We start from the raw sequence: 20837 nt of genomic DNA, 5'->3' as shown, positions 1-20837 counted from the left end.
CTTAGCTTGACTGTGCTTTTTAACAGAATGAATTGAACACTATGATATTCTCCAAATTATTTAAAACAAAAATCAATTGGCAACATAAAGACGCAACTGTCCGTATTACCGCAATTAATGATGAGTTATCAGCTGATAATCCAGAGCAACTAGTCATATTAACAGAGTTAATTAATCAAGATAGCAGTGACTTAGTCAGACGCGCGGCCTTGATTAAAGTAGGAACTTTTGAACATTACCTTGAAGCGAGTCGTAATAATTCACAAGAAAAAGTAAAACAATTTGCCGCAAAGCAAATACATGATATTTTGACAACCGATCACAGTATTGTTTTATCTTCTCAGGTAAAAGAAAAACTATTAGCAGAGCAAGAAAAAGAAGCGCTACTAACTACGCCATTATTAGAAGCATGGTTAACGCACGAGCAAAACAGTGCTTTAATGATTTCTCTTTATCAACTAATAAGTCAACGTAAAACGTCAGCTAACTTATTAATACAAAGCTTTACGCAAAAACAAAATATCGCCTTTCAAAACTACATTATTGATCAAGTAACTGACGTAAAGTTATTAGAGAAGTTGAGTAAAAAAGCCTGTAACAGTGCCATATCTCAACATATTCAAGAAAAAATAACTGCGATTCAAACTGAAATTGAAAAACCACAAAAGTTAACCAAACAAGTACAACTTACTTTAGCCAAGTTGCAAGCACTAAAAGATGTGTCGGACTATGCGGACTATAAAAGACGTAAAGCCGCATTAATTAAAGACTGGCAAACGCTAACGACTGATTTTAATGTTTTACCTGATGATGAAGCATCATTATTTAATGAAAAATATCAAACGATTACCGATTATTTAGATAAATTATTTATTGCTAAAGCAGAGCAATATCAACAACAAATTATCAGCGATAAATTAGAACACGACAAAAAACAAGATAAAAAAGAGTTTACCCAACAGCTTAATCAAATTAGCAAAGGGATCACTACGGCGGTATTTTCAAGTGATAAGGTTGATGATGCGATATTTAAAGACTTATTAGCAAGCTTAACAACCGATATTAAAGCCTCCGTACTGAATAAAAGTGAACAATCAGTATTTATTAACCAAGTTGAGAAGTTAATTGAGCGTTTAAATCAAATACCTGAAATAGCTGAGTCGGTAAGTCAAGCAACACACTTGATCTCGAAAATATCACAACTAACACTACCTAAAACCTTGCTCGAATTAAATGACCGTCAGCAAACTTACAGTGATTGGTTAAGCGCATGGCGTGTTATTGAACAAAAAACCGCAGGTATTTTACCTGAAGAAATAGTGCAAGCACAAAAACAAATAGTGAGCACTTGGCAAAGCGGTTTAAAGTCCTTACAAAACCAGCAGAAAGAATTATTTTTCCAACACAAGAAAAAGCTGCAAGACATTAAACGCCTACTTAATGCAGGTAAGTTTAAAGTGTGTTTTGGTTTATTTAAGGGTGTTAAAGAAAGCATCGAACAATTATCAGCTCAACAGCAGCAGCAACTACAGCGTGATTTTGATCAAGTCAGCGAAAAAATGGCAGAGCTAAGTGATTGGGAGCACTACATAGCGACACCACGCAAACAAGAATTATTGACATCAATCCAAGCATTAGTTGAAACGCCACTAGATAACCCAAATGAGCAAGCCGCTAAAGTGAAAACATTCCGTAGCACTTGGAACTCATTAGGTCATGCTGATGAAGATGTTGATAAAGAATTAAATGAGCAGTTCAACCAACTTTGCGAACAAGCTTTTGCACCATGTCGTTTATTTTATGCAGAGCAAGACAAAATACGCGAGCAGCATTTAGTAGCGCGTCAAGAAATACTGGTAAAGGCTAAGCAACTTGCCGCGCCATTAACTAAGCAAACAACGGAAGAAAACTCACAAATAACCTTCGACTTTAAAGCGCTTGAAGGGCAACTTAACGCCTTACAAAAGTTATGGAGTAAGGCGGGTGAAGTTGATCGTAACCAATATAAAAAATTACAACAGCAATTTAGAAATGCTACAGCGCCAATTCAACAAGCGATCAGTAGTTTTCAATTACAAAATGCAGAAGCTAAACAAGCCTTAATTGTTAAAGCAGAAGCGCTTATTGACAATGATGATATTTTTACCGCGATAGAATCAGCTAAACAATTACAAAAATCGTGGCGTGAGATTGGCTTTGCCGGTAATCAAAAAGAAAACATGTTATGGCAACAGTTTAGAGAAACAAACGATAAGTTATTTGCTAAACGCAGCAAAGTAAAATCTGAGCAAGATGCTGCTTTGACAGAACAACAACAAGTATTTGAAACACAATTAACGTCAATTGAAACTGACTTTGTACAAGCTAAGGCAGACAATAACGATAATAACCAAGCGTTATTAACGGTAAAAGCACAAGCAGAAGCTTTACTGCAAGAGAGCATAACTCATAAACCAGTTATTAAATCAGTGGCGATGGGCTGTGAAAAAGTCATCAAACAAGTTGCTCAGTTAATTGAACAAGCTGCAAAAAATAAAGCGCAGCAAACCTGGGTAAACTTATTTGAATTAATGACATTACAGGCCCAAAAAAGCCAAGAGATTACAGAGTTACAAGGATTAGATAGCTTTAATGCTATGACGAGCTTTTGGCAAAAACGTTTCTTAGATCAGGTCAAATTGACAAAACCTGTTGAAGGTAATAATCGTTTTGATAAAACTCTAGAAATTGAAATACTTAGCAACAGTGAATCACCGAGTGAACTAGCTAATCAACGTATGAAAGTGCAAGTGCAACTAATGCAAGAACAAATGCTTTCAGGTAATGAGGTAGACTTAACTCAATTATTAGTCGATTGGTTAATGTTAGGTACTTTATCAGAAAACGATTTACCTTTAATTGCAAGGTTAAACCTTATTTACAGCAAGTAATAAACTATTGTCATTAATAGGGTGTAGATAAAATCTTTAAAAATCAGTTTAACTTTTAAGAAGCTAAGCTGATTTTTTGTTTATACCGCTGTATTTTGATAGCCTGACTTTAATGCTGAGTAGTTATCATATTTATAACTCTAAGGAGACGCCCATTATTAACTGGCCCTGTATGTTTAAGCTTGAAGGAGATAATGAATTACTTTATGTTGACACTAAACAAGCCTTTACCTTGCAATATACTGATCTAATTTTAACAGAAGGCGATTGCCTCATCGATTCGATGGGTCAGTCTTTTTCAGTAACAAACGGCTCAGTAACAGGCTGTTCGGAAATAGATAATTCAATCACAAATAGCCTAACAATAAATAATGTAAATTTAATAAAACAAACGAGAATATTTACTGTCGAAGAAGTTACTCATTTAATACGTGCTCATGAGTTTTCAAAAGCTGAACTTTGTTTAACCAAGATCCACTTTTTAAATATTCGTGATGCAATTAACTCATTATGCATAGACAATAAAGAAATATAAAAAAGGAATAGTTGATGCGCAATAATCTGCGTAAAAAAATAATAGAGGTGTGCGATAAAAAAATCGCACAAAAGGGCAGTAATGTTGGTTTGTCGTTTTATGCTTTCTTTGCGAATAAGAATGATGATCCTGAACTCTTAATGGAAGCCGCTACTTGGTGGATAACAACACATCAATTAGACCACTTTGAAAAAGCATTAAAAATTAAAGCGTTGATTGAAAATAATCAGTAACTAGTATACTGAACTATGCATTCTGAACTATGCTTGATGATTTGTTAGCTAGCTAACATATTTTACAAAAAGTACTTACTTAGCTAGTAATAAAGCCTTAAAAATTTTAACGTACTCCAATAAAATAGCGTCATTATAAATTAATAACGCGCCAATAAACGTAAGGAATAAAGTGAATGAAACTCGAATCAATAGCGTTACATGAAGGTTATAAATCGGAAGAAACAACGAAAGCGGCAGCGGTACCTATTTACCAAACCACTTCTTATACTTTTGACGATACTCAACATGGAGCTGATTTATTTGACTTAAAAGTTCCTGGTAACATTTATACGCGAATTATGAATCCAACTACCGATGTATTAGAACAAAGAGTTGCGGCAATGGAAGGTGGCATTGCCGCTGTTTGTGTTTCTTCGGGAATGGCAGCAATAACTTATGCTTTACAATGTATATGTGAAGCAGGAGACAATATTGTTAGTACCAGTGAGCTTTACGGCGGCACTTATAACCTTTTTGCGCATGCACTACCTCGCCAAGGTATTGAAACGCGTATGATAAAGCATGATGACTTTACCGGATTCGACAATGCTATTGATGATAAAACCAAAGCCATATTTTGTGAATCAATTGGCAACCCAGCGGGTAATGTTGTTGATATTGAACGCTTAGCTGAAATTGCTCATAAACATGGTGTTCCTCTTATTGTTGATAACACGGTAGCGACACCATTTTTATGTCGACCTTTTGAGTTAGGTGCTGATATTGTTGTGCATTCATTAACTAAATATATTGGTGGCCATGGTACTTCAATTGGTGGTGCTATTATTGATTCAGGTAAGTTTGACTGGGTTGCTAACAAAGATCGCTTTCCTGTACTTAATGAGCCTGATCCGGCTTATCATGGGGTTGTATACACTGAAGCGTTAGGTGCTGCCGCGTATATTGGTCGCTGTAGAGTTGGGCCTTTAAGAAATACTGGAGCAGCGATTTCTCCAATGAATTCATTCCAAATATTACAAGGTTTAGAAACGCTTGGTTTGCGTATGGAAAGACATTGTGAAAATGCTGAAAAACTTGCCGCCTACTTACAACAACACGACAAAGTTACTTGGGTTAATTATGCGGCATTAGCTGATAGTCCATATCGTGAAAATTGTGAAAAAATAACATCGGGTAAAGCATCTGGCATTTTAAGTTTTGGTATTGTCGGCGGCATTGAAGCAGCCACTAAATTTATTGATGCACTGCAAATGATTTTACGATTAGTTAATATTGGTGATGCAAAATCTCTCGCATGTCATCCTGCTTCGACAACACATAGACAATTAAATGAAACCGAGCTTGCGTCTGCGGGTGTTAGCGCTGATTTAATTAGGATCTCAGTAGGTATTGAACATATTGATGATATTATTGCTGATGTTAGCCAAGCGTTAGATAAAGCTTAACATCTAACTTAAGCCAACAAGCGCATTAATACTTTAAAACTCACTTGGACTCGGTTTAAGTGAGTTTTTTATATGCGCCATAAAATTAAAAAACAGTCACAGTAGTCATTCAACAGTCGACTATTTATTACTTTACGTTATACTGCCGCGCATAAAGAACTAATTACCAATTGGGTTAATAACCTTAATTGAAAAAGCATTTAACTGTGGAGAACATCATGCACGACCTCTATTATAAAGGACGTATTCATACACGTCATAATCACATAACCACAGGTTTCAATACCAAACGTAAAGCAAAAATTGGTACACAAAAGCATCCCTTAACGCTATCAGTTACCAACGAAGAAAGAAAAATAGAAGTTGCTAAGATTGTTGCTGAAAATAAACTTTATGCTGAGATCACTGTAGACAATACAGTTGAAGAAGATATTTCTGAGTTAAATGGCATGTTGATTAAAGCAACTACGACTACGTTTGATAAAACACCAAACCGTAACGAACCTTGCTCATGTGGTAGTGGTAAAAAATATAAAAAGTGTTGTGGTAAGTAACTTTTATCTTAAAATTTTTCTAGTGATAAAGTGAAAACAAATAGATACCCGATCATATAATACCGTTTATATAATAGCGAGCAACGACAGTTTGCCTGCGGTTACTCGCTATTAAGTCCTAAAAACCTTATTTCTATTTCTTTAATTCATCTTTTTAATTAACACCACATGCAAGACATAAAGTATATCGACCTTGCGGATCATTAAACTGATTAAGCTGGGTAAGTTCAGCTTTCATCTTACTCATCAATTGTGTTAGCGGTTGCGTATTTCCTGTATTAGTGAGGGAGTTAGCTGTTATACCTAAAGCTAAAGTGTCTTCGTTAAAATCACCAGTCAATAACGCCATGAATGAAGCTGATTGACCGAAAAACTGTTGAAGTATCTTACTTCGTGGTGATTGTTCCTTTTCAACTAATAATGTGTCGTATTCTACTAACTCGGCAAGTGTTGCCGCGGCAAGTACCGCATCATCCAAATTACCTAATTCATCAACTAAACCAAGTTCTTTGGCTTTTCGCCCAGACCAAACACGGCCTTGAGCAACAGCATCAACTTGTTGTTCTGTCATGTTGCGGTTTTTCGCAACTAATTGAATAAACTCTTGGTAACCTCTGTTAACAGATAATTGAAATAACTTCGCCATACCTGGCGTTAGTGCTTGAGTTGGACCAAAACCGGAAAGATCAGTAGTACCAACACCATCGGTATAAACACCTAACTTACTTAATGAATCTTCAAAAGTCATCATCATACCAAATATACCAATAGAGCCAGTAATAGTAGCAGGAGAGGCGTAAATTAAATCAGCAGGCGCTGATATCCAGTAACCACCTGAAGCCGCATAAGTGCCCATTGAAGCAACAACAGGTTTGCCAGCTTGTTTTAATAATTCAACCTCTTGACTAATAATCTCAGAAGCAAAGGCACTACCACCAGGGCTGTCAACACGCAGTACTACTGCTTTAACATTGTCATTATTACGGGCTTTACGTAATAATTGAGCAGTACTGTCACCACCGATAGTACCGGATTTTTGTTTACCATCTAAAATATTACCTTTAGCCACAATGATGGCTACTTTATCTGTAGACGCTATAGTTAGCTCAGTATTATCTTCTATGTTTACTGCTAACGGGGAGTTCGTCGCAGTAAGGTAATTTTTATAACCAATACTACTGTAACTATCTCCTTTTTTATTAAGCCCTACTAATTTAATCAGCTCGTTACGCATTTCTTGGCGTGATAATAATTGATCAACCCATTCATTATTTAAGGCGTAGTGTGCAAAACTACCATCAGCCTCGGTAAACTTTTTAATAAGTACATCAATATCTTCATCAAAATTATTAACACTAAAATTACGGCGTTTAGCAACGTCGTCTTTATATTGTGACCATAAGTCATTTAACCAAAGCTCATTCGCTTCTTTGGCCGCCTTAGACATATCGTCACGGATAAAAGGTTCAACTGCAGATTTAAACGTACCGACTCTAAAGATATGCTGGTTAATTGATAATTTTTCTAATGCAGATTTAAAATAGGTTTGGTAACGGCTGTAACCATCAAGCAACATAAAGCCTTGTGGGTTTAACCAAATATCATGCGCAGTACTTGCTAAATAATATTGGTCTTGGCTAAATTGGTCGCCAAGGGCAATAACTTTTTTACCTGAGGTTTTAAAGTCTTCAATCGCGGTAGCAATATCTTGTAATTTATTTAACCCGGTACGGTTAAGACCGTGTAGTTGCATTACTAATATGTGTACTCGAGCATCACTTTTTGCTTTTTTGATCACTTCAATAATATCTGATAATAATATCTCAGGATTTTCTTCTTGTTGCTCCATGGCTTCACTTAAAAAGGCTTCCATGGGATCTATTTGACGCTTTTGCTCAACGACATCGCCTTTAAGGTTTAATACTAGTGCTGTTTTTTCAGGAACAGTTATATGTTCTTCACTACCGGATAAAACAGCAATAAAGGCGAATAACAATATAAAAAATACTAAATTTACAATAAGGGCTCGTGAAAATGTAATAACACGCCAAATTGCAGTAAAAATCCGTTTAAAAATTCCAGGTTTATTATTCATTATTTTATCTCTTCTTGAATTCAACTATTAAGAACAATTTGTTAACTTTAAGCTATATTACCTTACTCTTTATAATAACTTAACCATCTACAGAGTTAAGATGGTAAGTATTTATAACGGTTTAGTTGAAGTGAAAAGTGAAAGCGAAATAATCGTTTGAATTATTTCGCTTGGTTTAACACCCTAACAATCACATTAAGCTTTTATTTTACATTTAGCTTTGCCTTGGTGGCATTGGTTTTAATAACGCTAAGACGGTGACCAAAGTGATACAAGCTTAGCCCTAGTAATACTAAGAAAGCTCCCAAAATTAACTTATCATTAATGGTTTCATCATTTAGTATGGCACCTAATGTTAAGGCAATAATTGGCGTGATCAAGGTAATTAGAGTGACATTGCTTGCCGACAATTTTTGCAATACGGTAAAGTATGCATAAAAACCAATTAATGACCCAAATACACCTAAATATAAGGTGGCCCATAAAGACTTTGCTTGCCACTGTTCAATAGGTAAAGTGCCATCAAGTATCAACCACGTGATTAAAAACATTGGGGTAGCAATAGATAAAGCACCAACCGTTGTTGCTAATGGGTGAATAGCTAATGTAACACTTTTAACTAATACGCCACTCAAACTAAAGAAAAATACCGCACAAAGTATAAAGACAACGCCATAGATACCATTATCTGCCAAGTTAAAATTATCCGAGCAAACAATAGCTAAGCCTATAATTGAAATAACCATAGACAGCTTTCTCATTAAACTTATTTTTGGCTCAGTTAAAATATACTTTGCTAATACGGCAGAGATAATTGGCGAAAATCCAAAAACTAATGAAATAATGCCTGACGATAAATACGTTGCCGCAAGATAAGAAAACATCATACCGCCAAAAATGCCTATGGCAGAATAGGTGTATAGAGTTAATGCCTTTCTATGCCATGGCAAATCAATACGGCGCGCTTTAACCACTAAAATACCGAGTATTACGGCAATAACCATACGCAATAACACGGCAAAGCTTGGGCTAATTGATTCGCTACTCCACACAATTCCTAATGGTGTGGTTGACCATATTAATAAAACAGCCAAATAGGCTATAGACACAGACATTTTCCTTCTCCTTGATATTCTCTCAATTGATGATGTTGATTAGTAAACTGCGTTAAAAGAAGTCAAATATTGCGGAGTAAGTCTATGAAAACAAAAAACCGCAAGAGGTGACTGTTGCGGTTTAGAAATGAACTTGTTAAGTAGTGACTTAAGTTAGTTAATGTTAATAATTCATTAACCTTTGTCTTTTCATTTCTCCGCAGTAGGTGGCTACTAATATGTTTTTGACTAGCCACAGGCGAACATGCATAAGCGCACAGCGAAGCGCTGCTGCTTTATGGGCTCGATTGGTATTCATGGCGAGTAAGTTATACATAATAGTGTTTTCCGATAATACGTGAGAAATACAGACAACGAACAAATTCTCTAAATAAGTAATTAAATAATTTGTTCGTATGCATAGTGGCGAGGGAATCAATTTAAGTCAAGCATAATATTTTAGTTACTAGGGTCTGTTGATCTTTCGAGATTACTTTTACAGCAACTTGTTTGGACTTCTTTGTATTAAGAATAGGCAATGCAGAGCATGTGACGTGTAGCAAGCTACACGTCACATGTGATAACGCCGCATAAATTTCAAACAAGTGCTGCCTTTAGGTTCATTTAATTTTTAATATTGCTGAGATATACGTGCACATGATTACAGTTAACGATAAACTCTTAGACAATTTAATATTTGAATTAAAAATGAATACTTTTAATTAATATGAGAATCCCCAATGACTGCTATTGAATTATTATTACAAAGACAATCTACTCCAATGCTAACCGAGCCAGCACCTAATGACGCTGATTTATCCACATTATTAGCCGCTGGTATGCGCGCTCCTGATCATGGCGGTTTAAAACCATGGCATTTTCATGTGATTTCAGGGCAGGGATTACAACAGTTAAGTGATTTATACCTTGAAGCCATTTCTGTTGAATTAGCGCATTCTGATTTAGAAGATCAAGCCATTATTGATAAAAAAGCGAAGACGGCAAAAATGCCTTTTAGAGCGCCAATGCTCATTGTTATTTCAACTAACTATGCAGAGCATTCAAAAGTGCCAAAACAAGAACAACTTGTTGCAGCAGGTTGTTGTGCTCATGCCATGCAAATGGCAGCGTTTTCTTTAGGTTATGGTGCTATGTGGCGAACCGGTGATTTAGCCTACAACAACATAGTGAAAGCGGGTTTAAGTATTGAGGGTAATAACGATATTGTTGGCTTTTTATATGTAGGCACGCCAACGAAAGAAGCAGGGGTGAAACCTGCAAAAGATTACCAAGAGCACGTAACTTATTGGCAATAACATAGTGGCTGAAATATCAGGTGAAAATTGGTCTGGGCTGATTTGTCAAAAGAGCATTCATCAACAAGCTAGCATTGAGTATTTAAATAATAATGTAAAGGCTGAAGGCCTTATCAATGGTTATGCTTGGTGTTTTCAGGAAAAGAGCACTCATGGTTTGTTGAAATCGCAGAAGATCAAGCGATTGAAGCCCAACAATTACCTTTAGTCGGTTTTGGTTGTGCAGGGTGGTTATATCAAGTAGAGAAAGAGGCTATTTCGTCGCCTAGCTTAGTATCCGCTCAGGCACCACCAGCAATAGAGAGTGAAGTTAAGGCTAAATTAAACTTGGTGTTTAAACTTTTTACACAAAATAAGTTAGTTTATATTCCCGCAGTGACTTGTTGTAATGATTAAATACAAGACCTTTGAATAAGCCTTAACTTAAAGGCGTTAGCTGAGAATATTAATTAGCCGATAATATAAAAAAGGCGACATCATAAATATGATGTCGCCTTTTTATTTTTTATTGATTGAGCTTTTACAGTTTTATCTGTACTCAGTGCAGTATAATCTTTTAAATCGTCAGATTAAAATGCTGCGTTATTTGGCGTTCTTGGGAAAGGAATTACGTCACGAACGTTTTGCATACCAGTTGCGTAAGCTACTAAACGTTCAAAACCTAAACCAAAACCAGAATGTGGCACAGTACCGTAACGACGTAAGTCTCTATACCAAGAATAATCTGCAGTATCTAAGCCCATTTCGCCTAAACGACTATCTAATACATCAAGTCGTTCTTCACGTTGACTACCACCAATAATTTCACCAATACCTGGGGCTAAAATATCCATTGCCGCAACGGTTTTGCCATCATCATTTAAACGCATGTAGAATGATTTAATATCTTTCGGGTAGTTTTGTAAAACAACAGGACCGTTAAAATGTTCTTCTGCTAAATAACGCTCATGCTCTGAGTTTAAATCTACGCCCCAAGAAACTGGGTTTTCAAATTTCTTACCGCAGTTTTCTAAAATAGTAATCGCGTCTGTGTAATCAAGACGAACAAACTCAGTATTGATTACAGAGTTTAAACGCTCAATTACAGTTTTATCTACACGCTGTTGGAAGAAGGCCATATCGTCCGGACGCTCTTCTAAAACCGCTGCTAAAACGTATTTCAGCATTTCTTCTGCTAAATCAGCCGCATCAGAAAGGTTAGCAAAGGCGATTTCAGGCTCAACCATCCAAAATTCAGCTAAGTGTCTGCTTGTGTTAGAGTTTTCAGCTCTAAATGTTGGGCCAAAAGTATAAACCTTTGATAACGCGTTACAATATGTCTCAACGTTTAACTGACCAGATACCGTTAAAAAGGTCTCTTTACCGAAAAAGTCTTTGCTGTAATCAACTACGCCTTTATCGTTACGTGGTAAGTTTTCATTGTCTAAGGTACTTACTCGGAACATCTCACCAGCACCTTCACAATCACTACCAGTAATTAGTGGTGTGCTGATCCAAAAATAACCTTTGCTATGTAAGAAGCGATGTATGGCTTGTGCTAAACAGTTACGAACGCGAGTTACTGCGCCGCCAATATTAGTGCGCGGGCGTAAGTGTGCTTGCTCTCGTAAAAATTCAATACTGTGGCGCTTAGCCGCCATTGGGTAAGTATCAGGGTCTTCAACAAAACCAAGTACTTCAACTGCCGTTGCTTGAATTTCAAACGCTTGACCTTGGCCAGGAGATTCAACCAACACACCTGTTACTTTTACCGAGCAACCTGTAGTTAATTTAAGAATGTCGCTTTCATAATTGTCGAGTTCATTAGGTACGATAGCTTGAATAGCGTCAAAACATGAGCCGTCATGTAATGCTAAAAATGAAATACCTGCTTTTGAATCACGGCGAGTTCTGATCCAACCGTGTACGGTAATGCTTTCATTAACTGGAAACTTTCCTGCTAATACATCAGTAATTGCTATAACTGACATTAATGACCTCTTATACTTATTTAATGAATTGAAATGCAAAATATAGTCCTAACATGCGACTCCACTTAAATTTACATGAGTTATTTACATGGATTAAATGGGGGGTGTTAAAATCTACTTATATTATGCTTACGGTATTATGCTAAAAATTGGGTGTCATGTTACCGTGACAAGGCATAAATGCAATGCTTAATTGTATAGAAGCCGTCAAAACAGCAGAAAAACGGCTTAAATAGACCCCAAAAGTAATCAAGCTAAAACAATTTGGGGGTTAAGTTATACTGAATTCGTAATTAACTTGCCGTTAAATAGCAGCTAAGTTAGATTTTATTCATGTACTTCTTCAATGGTAATTTAAATCGAGCACTTTGAATGGTAACGGTATAAATAGCGATTATATTACTTTCACATAAGGCTGTTAATAGTTATGACACAAACCGAAGAACAATCTGTTGATACTCAATCGAAGAGTAGCACCGAGCGTCGAAAAGCAACAGACATTTGGGTATACGCTAAAATAGGCTTAACGATTATTAGCTGGGTAATGTTTTTAATGGCTTTAGTCATGGCATATTACGCCGCACCTGACACTGAATATGGTGTACTACGTTATTATGATATTGAAGTACGCCAGTTTTGGTTAACACCATTAACAGGGTATTTATACATATTGTTATGGTTAAGCGCATTGGGCAGTTATTGTGCGTTGTTAGTTGATAAATACCGCAGCAGACGACAAAGTGACAATGCTCATTTTAACCTACTGTTTTTAATCACCGTAAACATGATTTGGTTGGTGTTTATTCTTATTAATATTAAATCTTAGGTTTAAGAATACTGACGTCATAAATATCCCTATTTAATTATCATTCACCCCTAGGTGTAGTTGGTTTGCACGCCTTCACCTAAAAATTGTATTAATAAGATTGGCTTTAAATAGGTAAAATGATTAACGTAAATAAGAACTTGATAATAATGGATTAAAGCGATAATTTAACGCCTAATAAATTTAATGTTAGATGATTTTTTGTAGAAAAAAGGATTATTTCCTGTCTAATAAGCTGTTATACGTAAAATAGAGTCGGAGCGTCATTCAGTAATAATTGATTACTGTCAGATTATATTTTACATATTATCAAAATCTATTTAACTCATCATAAAAAGGATATTATTAATGGAATATAGAACACTTATTTGTACTCTTGGTTTAGCTTTACTTAGTGGGTGTAATGAAGATGACGATGCTGAACTATCCACACCAATCGAATCTTTTGAGCAACAGGTAGTCAACTCAGCAGGAAAGCAGGCTATTTATTGCGGTAAAGTCGAGATTAACGAATCTCCATTTACGGTGAATACATGTGTTTCAGGCTCATTTATTCTTAACACACCTTTCTATGCCTTTTATAATGTTCAGGGTTTTGATTCTACTGTGTCTTACGCTATATCAATGAGTTCAAGTAGTGTTGTTGAGTCTTGGTTTTACGATAGCCATGGTGAAGGAAGTATTTCTTCGAGTATTTGCGAAGATCCTAGTGGCACATTTGACTTATTAGGTTCCCACTCAGATGTACTTAATTGCACCGAGTAAAATACTATAAGTCAATTCAACTCTACTTTAAGTTTCTCGTTATGAAATATATAAAAATTTATCTATTGATAGCCATTTTTCTACCCGCTTACGGGTGGTGTGATAGAGGACAAAACTGGTCAAATGATATTGATTCGTTTTACAACGGGCTGGTATCAAACCATATAAACCCTTTTTCGAAAATATCAGAGCAAGAATTTCTGGATGAAATATCAATCTTGAAGAGAGATGTAGAAAGCATTAGTGATACAAAGATAATTGTAGAATTAATGAAGATTGCAAGAAAAATTGGTGATGGTCATACTGCGGTTCACTTTCATAATGACACCGACCTCAAAACATTCCCAATAGAGCTTTATGATGATTCAGGTACTTGGAGAGTCATTGGAATAGCTGAAGAAAATAAAAACATATTGGGTGCGCAATTTACTCATATTGGAAAATACAATATAGAAGAGCTTAAAAAGACACTTTCAAAAGTCGTTCAATTTGTTGAAAATGAAAATTCTTTACAGCAACGAATCTCCCAATATATAAGGTATTCAGAATTATTGTTTGAATTGGGACTGATTGATAGCGAAGAAATCTCCACTTTCACCTTTTTAAAAGGACAAGAAAAAATAGAAATTGAATTGCAGTCAACATCGTCAGATATGGAGTTGCTAAGATATCAAGTTTACAAACCAAAGCTGGAAAAAATTAAGGGGGCAGGCATTGATGCGTTATGGTATGGAATGGTTCTAAACAGTAATGCAATCTATGTGAAATTTGGTCAATATCCTTCTTTTGAACAAATGGATAAATTCGGCCAAAATCTTTTAAATTATATTAACGAGAATAATGTTAGACAGCTAATTCTTGATCTCAGGGGAAACTGGGGAGGAGATTTTTATGTTGGTGTATGGTTGGCTTACTATCTAAATTTAGCTGATAGTATTGATTGGCTTAATGGTGTATACACTCTTGTTGATAAAGATACCTTTTCAGCTGCTACGATAAATGCAACTCAATTCAAACAGCTCTTAAACGCAAAAATTGTTGGTGAACCAACAGGGTCAAATCCTAATGGAGTACAAGATATGGGTACTTTCGAATTGCCACATTCTGGATTGATGATTTCTTACTCTAAAAGGGTGTTCAGACTGCAAGGAAAACCTAATGAGCCCTTGATTCCAGATGTTAAAGTAAAGTATTCATGGGAGTCATACATTGCTGGAGAAGATAATATTTTAGAGTGGGTTTTAAATGACGTGAAAAAGTCAGAGGCAAATGCAGAAGCTAACAAAGGGTTTCACCGAACAAGCCGGTGAACCTGGTGTTATGTAACACGGAGAGTTTAGTGAAAATTATATCTATAGCGTTCTTGAGCGCATTAATCGCTTTTCCGTCCTTTTCCAATGAAAGCAGCTCTATCGGGTATAAAACAGTCTACCTCGCTCTTCAAGCACTGCAAAATAAAGCCGGAACAAAACTAAGCGTCCAAGGTAGCTGGACTATTATCGAAGATCAAGACGATTCCAATTTGGTTTTGTGGTCGTTTACCTGAGTACTTAAATATTAAATTGCACCAGATTCCAGAGCAGCGTTTAACGATTCAAAGCTCTGAACAACTACTTGCTTTTATTTCAAAAAATATTAAGAAATAGTGTAGAGTAAGTGGCTTATAACAAGTTTTTCAAACAAACAAGGTAAATAATGGTTGGCTACTTACTTTCGTAAATAATTAACCAACTCAGTCATTAATTGTTAACTAGAAAAACAGTCATCTTCTGCTAACACTGTCGCTATTGCGCCGGCCAAACACGTTAATTGCTCGGTGGTAATAATAAGCGGCGGAATAATATAAATAAGTTTACCAAAAGGGCGGATCCACACACCCAATTCAACAAATCGTTTTTGAATATTTGCTACGTTAACCGCTTGCTTGCATTCAACCGCGCCAATACTGCCTAACACTCGTACATCTTTGACACGTTGATGATGAACTAAGGGGGAAAGGACGTAATCATGGGTGGCATAGTAAGTTCTTTAAACTGTTCTAACTTTATTTTTCAAAGCGATATACTTTGATTGATTGACGTAATCATGGGTAGCATAGTAAGTTATAATCTAGCACTCCTCCCACACAGGAAAACTAAAATCATGCGATACCTCATTTGTTTTTTTTCTGCACTGCTGCTGTCGGGTTGTGCCAACCATGCTGCAGACGCTGTTCGTATTAACAATGCTCTAATGGGAGGGGGAGCTGACGAACTTAAGCGATATAAAAACAACCCTTACATTTTGCAGGCTGAAAGCCCTTTTAGTGCGGGTGATTTATATCCGAATGCCACAGCGCCGGCAATCTATCATAGAAATATTGACGCGGTTCGCTATTTGATTTCGCAGGATGCAGTGCACAACGTATCTATTTGGCATCGGCCGGTTGAAGGTGGGTTCAGAGCCACACCAGTCAATGTGCCTGCAGCTGAGTTGGCCTGTGGATTAGGGGCATTCGATATTATGGAATTGCTGGAGAAGACTTATCCTGTTCAAAAAGTAAACTATACAAACTGTCTGCATTACCTCGTCGGTTCCGGGTACGTCTCCATGAAGTATTCCTTTAGGCACGAACGTACTCAAGCCGAAATCAATAGCGGAGTGAAAAAGCTTCTGGCTTTAGGTGGTGACCCCATGGTCTTGCCGGAATATGGCAGGCCAATGCAACTTGATGTGTTACATGATCTAACTATAAATAGATCAACGGCGTCTGAGCGATTGGCACTACTAAAAATCTTGCTCGATCATGGAGTTGATCCCAACACGGAATATCCGTACTTAAACGCTAAAGAGACCATGCTAACCAACCTAGCTATCTATACTGATCAAGTGATGGCCTCAGCCGCGGCGAAAATGCTGGTTCAATATGGCGCACAGGCAAACAAGCTAGTGTCGAGGTCAGTTGTTTACGATGCCAGTTCCCCGCACGCCTACAACCGCCAAACGCGCCAAGTAACAGCCTTACACATGGCGCGATTTTTCGATAAGAACGATTATGCAGCCACTTTGATTGAGCTCGGAGCAGATCTGAATCGACCGGACAGTACAGGTCGACTTGCAAAAAGCTATGCTGGCAGCTTTCAGCGGATTGAAACTAAACGCCGTCAACTCCTCGCCCTTGCTCCTGTCGAGACAACGACGTCAGAAGAAAGAGGCGGTTCATCTTTTAGCGTGATTATGGGCATTCTGGAAGTTACCGGTTCCGCTATGGGGTACTAACCGTAATATCGAAGTAAAAAAAGACTGGAATCTAATGTCTGCATTTAGCAAATTTCATAAATTCAGAGCATGGGTGAGTTGACGCCCAACAAATCATTGCAGAGGACATTTGACCCGCCACCCATTTTTTCTTCCGCAAAAACAGGCGTCGCATCAAATGCCGCTGAATTCAGGCGTTAGCCGTTTGTTCAAAGTCAAATTTCGGAGTAAGTATTGGGTAAGTTCATTTTAAAGGTAGTTTTGATTGTTGGATCTATCTTATGTATATCTTTAATATTATTAGTATCGTTAAACTATGTAGATAATAATTGTATTTCTCAATTAGTAAGTAAGTACAGCGAAGCATTTAGATTAATCGCCGGTTTTTTCGTGCTCATGGGTGTCTTATTTTCTTACCTCAGATTTCACCAACAAGAAACCGTAATAGATTTACAAAATAAAAACCTCAAAGAGTTAAAAAACAACAATCAACTTTTACAATATAAAAATCATATTGAGCACTTTAGAAATAATCTTAAATATATTGAAGCAGGCTACATTGAAAATATTTCAATTCAAACTAAAAGTATGGTTGCTTACCATAATTTTTATGATTCAGCTAAATTCGGAGACTTTAGTTTAAATTCAGGTTTTCTGTTAATTTTATCAACTGAAATAGAGGGGCTTATTTCACTATTAACAGATTATAAATCCAATATTAAAATGCAAAATGAAACACTATGTCGCTTTGTTGAAATATGTGAGGTAGCCGATCGTATTTTAAGTTGTATTGGTATGAAGTGCGATTTAAATGTTAGGACTAATGACGATGATGGAAGAGTATTTCCTTTTGAAGTTTATAGATACATATCAACTTGCTTTAAAACTCTTATAGTTCTTTTCGACGGTGAACTTGGAGAGTGGGGAAAAACTGCGATATCTTTTTCAAATATTAATTATGAGATTACAACTGATGATTCAGTTGTTTACGATAAAATATATGAAGCTAGAGACTTAGACCTTTTAATTAATTGTCTCAACGGTAAAAGCGGCTAACAAGCCCGTAAAGCAGGGCAAATAATGGTTGGCTACTTACTTTCGTAAATAATTAACCAACTCAGTCATTAATTGTTAACTAGAAAAACACTCATCTTCTGCTAACACTGTCGCTATTGCACCGGCCAAACACGTTAATTGCTCGGTGGTAATAATAAGTGGCGGAATAATATAAATAAGTTTACCAAAAGGGCGGATCCACACACCCAATTCAACAAATCGTTTTTGAATATTAGCTACGTTAACCGCTTGCTTGCATTCAACCGCGCCAATACTGCCTAATACTCGCACATCTTTAACACGTTGATGATGAATTAACGGGTTAAGTAGGGTAGTTAAGGTATTTTCAATATTTTTTACTTGCGCTTGCCAATCGTTTTTAATCAATAAATCAATGCTGGCGTTGGCTACAGCGCAGGCTAGGGCATTGCCCATAAAAGTTGGACCATGCATAAAACATCCCGCTTCACCTTTACTGATGGTTTTAGCAATATGGCTAGAGCATAAAGTTGCAGCAAGGGTAATGTAGCCGCCAGTTAAAGTTTTACCTAAACACATAATATCCGGGCTAATATCAGCCCATTCACACGCAAATAACTTACCTGTTCGGCCAAAACCTGTCGCAATTTCATCAACAATCATTAAGACATCATATTGATCACACAGTTGACGACAGGCTTTTAAATACTCAGGGTGATAAAAGCGCATACCACCTGTACCTTGTACAATAGGCTCAATGATAAAAGCCGCTATCTCATTGTGGTGATTGGCAAACAACTTAGTTAACTCAATCGTTTCATCAGTTGACCACGTTTCACCAAACTTAATACTTGGTGCAGGTGCAAAATAATGTTGCATGAGTACTTGCTCAAATATTTGATGCATTCCAGTAACAGGATCGCAAACCGACATGGCAGCAAAGGTGTCGCCGTGATAGCCATTTTTAACGGTTAATAACTTAGTTTTTGTTAAGGGCGCTTTATTGTTAGCGGCAACAGCATGCTGATATTGCAGAGCCATTTTCATCGCTACTTCAACACTTACCGAGCCTGAATCAGATAAAAAGACTTTATCTAAACCCTGTGGGGTTAATCGAATTAACTTTTCACATAAAGTGATGGCACTTTGATGTGTTAAGCCGCCAAACATCACATGTGACATTTTAGCTGCCTGATCTTGCAATGCTTTATTTAAAATAGGGTGGTTATAACCGTGTAAAACTGACCACCAAGACGACATGCCATCAATCAGTTGCTCGCCACTTGCGAGATTAATCATCACGCCTTGTGCGCTTTCTACTAAATAACTTGGTAATGGCTCAGACATAGATGTATAAGGGTGCCATACGTTTTCTTTATCAAACTGCAACAAAGAGTTTTGTTCAGAGAGTAGTGTTGATTGTTTATTGCTCATTTGTTAACTAAGAGTCTCTTGTGTCGTTGACATCATAAAAAGTGTGGTTAGACTACCTGTTAAGCAAACTAGATGCAATTGGCAATTAAGTCATATATAGCCTTAATTTATAGCCTTAATTACCAAATTATGAGCTTAAAAATAAATTGTCCTTTTAACTATTATTTACGTCTTATTATTTATAAATAAGTACTGTCGTAAGTACTTTAAGCAGAGCAAATAACAATGTCACAAGCCCAGTCAGTAAACTCTATCGTACGCCATAATTGGAATTTAAAAGAAGTAAATGAATTATTTGCTATGCCTTTTAACGATCTAATGTTTAAAGCGCAAACGGTTCATCGTGAGAACTTTAATCCAAATGAAGTACAAGTAAGTACTTTGCTTTCGATTAAAACCGGTGCATGTCCAGAAGATTGTAAATACTGTTCACAAAGTGCTCGTAATAAAACTGATTTAGAAAAAGAAAGCTTATTAGCGGTTGAAAAAGTACTAGAAGCTGCACAACGTGCTAAAGAAATGGGCTCAACCCGTTTTTGTATGGGCGCTGCATGGCGTAACCCGAAAGAGCGTGATATGCCTTACGTACTAGATATGGTAAAAAGTGTAAAAGCGCTTGGCATGGAAACTTGTATGACATTAGGTATGTTATCAGGTGAACAAGCAGATCAATTAAACGACGCAGGTTTAGATTACTACAACCATAACCTAGATACGTCCCCTGAGCATTACAACCAAATTATTACTACACGTACCTATCAAGATAGATTAGATACCTTAGACAATGTTCGTGGTGCTGGTATGAAAGTATGTAGTGGCGGTATTGTTGGTTTAGGTGAAAAAGCGGTAGATCGCGCATCTTTATTAATTCAATTAGCCAACCTAAGCCCGCAACCTGAAAGTGTACCAATTAACATGCTGGTTAAGGTTGAAGGGACACCTTTAGCAGACGTTGACGATTTAGATAGTTTTGATTTTATACGCTGTATTGCCGTTGCCCGTATCATGATGCCACAAAGCCATGTCCGTTTATCAGCAGGTCGTACGGCGATGAACGAGCAAATGCAAGCTATGTGTTTCCTTGCTGGCGCTAACTCAATATTTTACGGTTGTAAATTATTAACTACTGAAAATCCTGAAACTAATCAAGATATCGCCTTGTTTGAAAAACTAGGTATCAATACCGAAACAGTTGCAGGCGATACCGAATTATCTGATAAAATCTTAAAAACAGCTATTGTTGATCAGCAGCACAGTGACTTATTCTATAATGCTTCAGTGTAATTATAACGAGTAAGTTAGTGCGTAAATTTATCAGAATGGCTAATACCTTATTCTGATAAATTACCCTGAGAAAGTATAAAT

At 36.7% G+C, this 20837-nt stretch carries 17 protein-coding genes and 1 pseudogene; 13 read left to right on the top strand and 5 right to left on the bottom strand.

The annotated features are described in order from the left end of the window. The first annotated feature begins 41 nt into the window (after window positions 1-41). The 5 genes from KO502_RS07675 (at window position 42) to KO502_RS07655 (ending at window position 5700) form a co-directional block, all read left to right on the top strand. Window positions 42-2930 carry a DUF349 domain-containing protein gene (locus KO502_RS07675; protein ID WP_216021992.1) on the top strand — a complete coding sequence of 963 codons (2889 nt, stop codon included), beginning with the start codon at window positions 42-44 and terminating at the stop codon, window positions 2928-2930. A 172-nt stretch (window positions 2931-3102) separates the two neighbouring features. Continuing rightward, window positions 3103-3465 carry a DUF4144 domain-containing protein gene (locus KO502_RS07670; RefSeq protein ID WP_252730626.1) on the top strand — a complete coding sequence of 121 codons (363 nt, stop codon included), beginning with the start codon at window positions 3103-3105 and terminating at the stop codon, window positions 3463-3465. Window positions 3466-3479: 14 nt separating this feature from the next. After that, window positions 3480-3698: a DUF6500 family protein gene (locus KO502_RS07665; protein WP_216021991.1), complete on the top strand. Its 219-nt coding sequence runs from the start codon at window positions 3480-3482 to the stop codon at window positions 3696-3698. A 176-nt stretch (window positions 3699-3874) separates the two neighbouring features. Next, complete coding sequence (locus KO502_RS07660) at window positions 3875-5146, top strand: aminotransferase class I/II-fold pyridoxal phosphate-dependent enzyme (protein ID WP_216021990.1); 1272 nt, start codon at window positions 3875-3877, stop codon at window positions 5144-5146. Window positions 5147-5364: 218 nt separating this feature from the next. Next, complete coding sequence (locus tag KO502_RS07655; protein WP_216021989.1) at window positions 5365-5700, top strand: PBPRA1643 family SWIM/SEC-C metal-binding motif protein; 336 nt, start codon at window positions 5365-5367, stop codon at window positions 5698-5700. Window positions 5701-5854: 154 nt separating this feature from the next. Here the strand turns inward: KO502_RS07655 and sppA are convergent, their stop codons facing one another. Together sppA and KO502_RS07645 are read right to left on the bottom strand one after the other, a co-directional pair. After that, window positions 5855-7795, bottom strand: coding sequence for a signal peptide peptidase SppA (gene sppA, locus KO502_RS07650; protein ID WP_216021988.1), 1941 nt, complete (start codon window positions 7793-7795; stop codon window positions 5855-5857). Window positions 7796-7998: 203 nt separating this feature from the next. Beyond that, entirely contained in the window at window positions 7999-8910 is a 912-nt protein-coding gene (locus tag KO502_RS07645; RefSeq protein WP_216021987.1) for a DMT family transporter, read from the bottom strand. A gap of 719 nt (window positions 8911-9629) precedes the next feature. On the opposite strand from KO502_RS07645, the gene KO502_RS07640 reads away from it, so the two are divergent. Together KO502_RS07640 and KO502_RS07635 are read left to right on the top strand one after the other, a co-directional pair. Further along, the gene (locus tag KO502_RS07640; RefSeq protein ID WP_216021986.1) at window positions 9630-10205 is read left to right on the top strand and encodes an NAD(P)H nitroreductase; all 576 of its coding nucleotides are present in this window, start codon (window positions 9630-9632) and stop codon (window positions 10203-10205) included. A 129-nt stretch (window positions 10206-10334) separates the two neighbouring features. Then, window positions 10335-10601: a hypothetical protein gene (locus tag KO502_RS07635; protein WP_216021985.1), complete on the top strand. Its 267-nt coding sequence runs from the start codon at window positions 10335-10337 to the stop codon at window positions 10599-10601. Between the two features lie 173 nt (window positions 10602-10774). Here KO502_RS07635 and asnS read toward each other — a convergent pair whose 3' ends face one another. Beyond that, the gene (gene asnS / locus KO502_RS07630) at window positions 10775-12175 is read right to left on the bottom strand and encodes an asparagine--tRNA ligase (protein ID WP_216021984.1); all 1401 of its coding nucleotides are present in this window, start codon (window positions 12173-12175) and stop codon (window positions 10775-10777) included. A gap of 427 nt (window positions 12176-12602) precedes the next feature. Between asnS and KO502_RS07625 the strand changes: the two genes are divergently transcribed. The 3 genes from KO502_RS07625 to KO502_RS07615 all read left to right on the top strand — a co-directional run bounded on the left by KO502_RS07625 (window position 12603) and on the right by KO502_RS07615 (window position 15076). Continuing rightward, complete coding sequence (locus KO502_RS07625; protein WP_216021983.1) at window positions 12603-13001, top strand: hypothetical protein; 399 nt, start codon at window positions 12603-12605, stop codon at window positions 12999-13001. 348 nt (window positions 13002-13349) lie between these two features. Further along, window positions 13350-13766, top strand: a complete 417-nt coding sequence (locus tag KO502_RS07620) for a hypothetical protein (protein ID WP_216021982.1) — start codon at window positions 13350-13352, stop codon at window positions 13764-13766. Window positions 13767-13807: 41 nt separating this feature from the next. Beyond that, window positions 13808-15076, top strand: coding sequence for a S41 family peptidase (locus tag KO502_RS07615; RefSeq protein WP_216021981.1), 1269 nt, complete (start codon window positions 13808-13810; stop codon window positions 15074-15076). 436 nt (window positions 15077-15512) lie between these two features. Here KO502_RS07615 and KO502_RS07610 read toward each other — a convergent pair. Beyond that, a pseudogene (locus KO502_RS07610) lies at window positions 15513-15749 on the bottom strand (aminotransferase class III-fold pyridoxal phosphate-dependent enzyme); the annotation flags it as partial. Window positions 15750-15908: 159 nt separating this feature from the next. Here KO502_RS07610 and KO502_RS07605 point away from each other — a divergent pair. Both KO502_RS07605 and KO502_RS07600 read left to right on the top strand, forming a co-directional pair. Further along, a complete protein-coding gene (locus tag KO502_RS07605) occupies window positions 15909-17024 on the top strand; it encodes an ankyrin repeat domain-containing protein (RefSeq protein WP_216021979.1) in 1116 nt (371 codons plus the stop codon). A 213-nt stretch (window positions 17025-17237) separates the two neighbouring features. Beyond that, entirely contained in the window at window positions 17238-18059 is an 822-nt protein-coding gene (locus KO502_RS07600) for a hypothetical protein (protein WP_216021978.1), read from the top strand. A gap of 75 nt (window positions 18060-18134) precedes the next feature. On the opposite strand, the gene bioA is transcribed toward KO502_RS07600, so the two are convergent. Continuing rightward, a complete protein-coding gene (gene bioA, locus KO502_RS07595; RefSeq protein ID WP_216021977.1) occupies window positions 18135-19472 on the bottom strand; it encodes an adenosylmethionine--8-amino-7-oxononanoate transaminase in 1338 nt (445 codons plus the stop codon). Window positions 19473-19691: 219 nt separating this feature from the next. Between bioA and bioB the strand changes: the two genes are divergently transcribed. Then, the gene (bioB, locus tag KO502_RS07590; RefSeq protein ID WP_354668311.1) at window positions 19692-20756 is read left to right on the top strand and encodes a biotin synthase BioB; all 1065 of its coding nucleotides are present in this window, start codon (window positions 19692-19694) and stop codon (window positions 20754-20756) included. Window positions 20757-20837: the final 81 nt, after the last annotated feature.

Source organism: Colwellia sp. E2M01 (genome assembly GCF_018860585.1).
In the GTDB taxonomy this organism is placed as follows: Bacteria; Pseudomonadota; Gammaproteobacteria; order Enterobacterales; family Alteromonadaceae; genus Colwellia.
The sequence above is the reverse complement of the archived record's forward strand: the minus strand, read 5'-3'. Positions and strand labels throughout refer to the sequence as shown.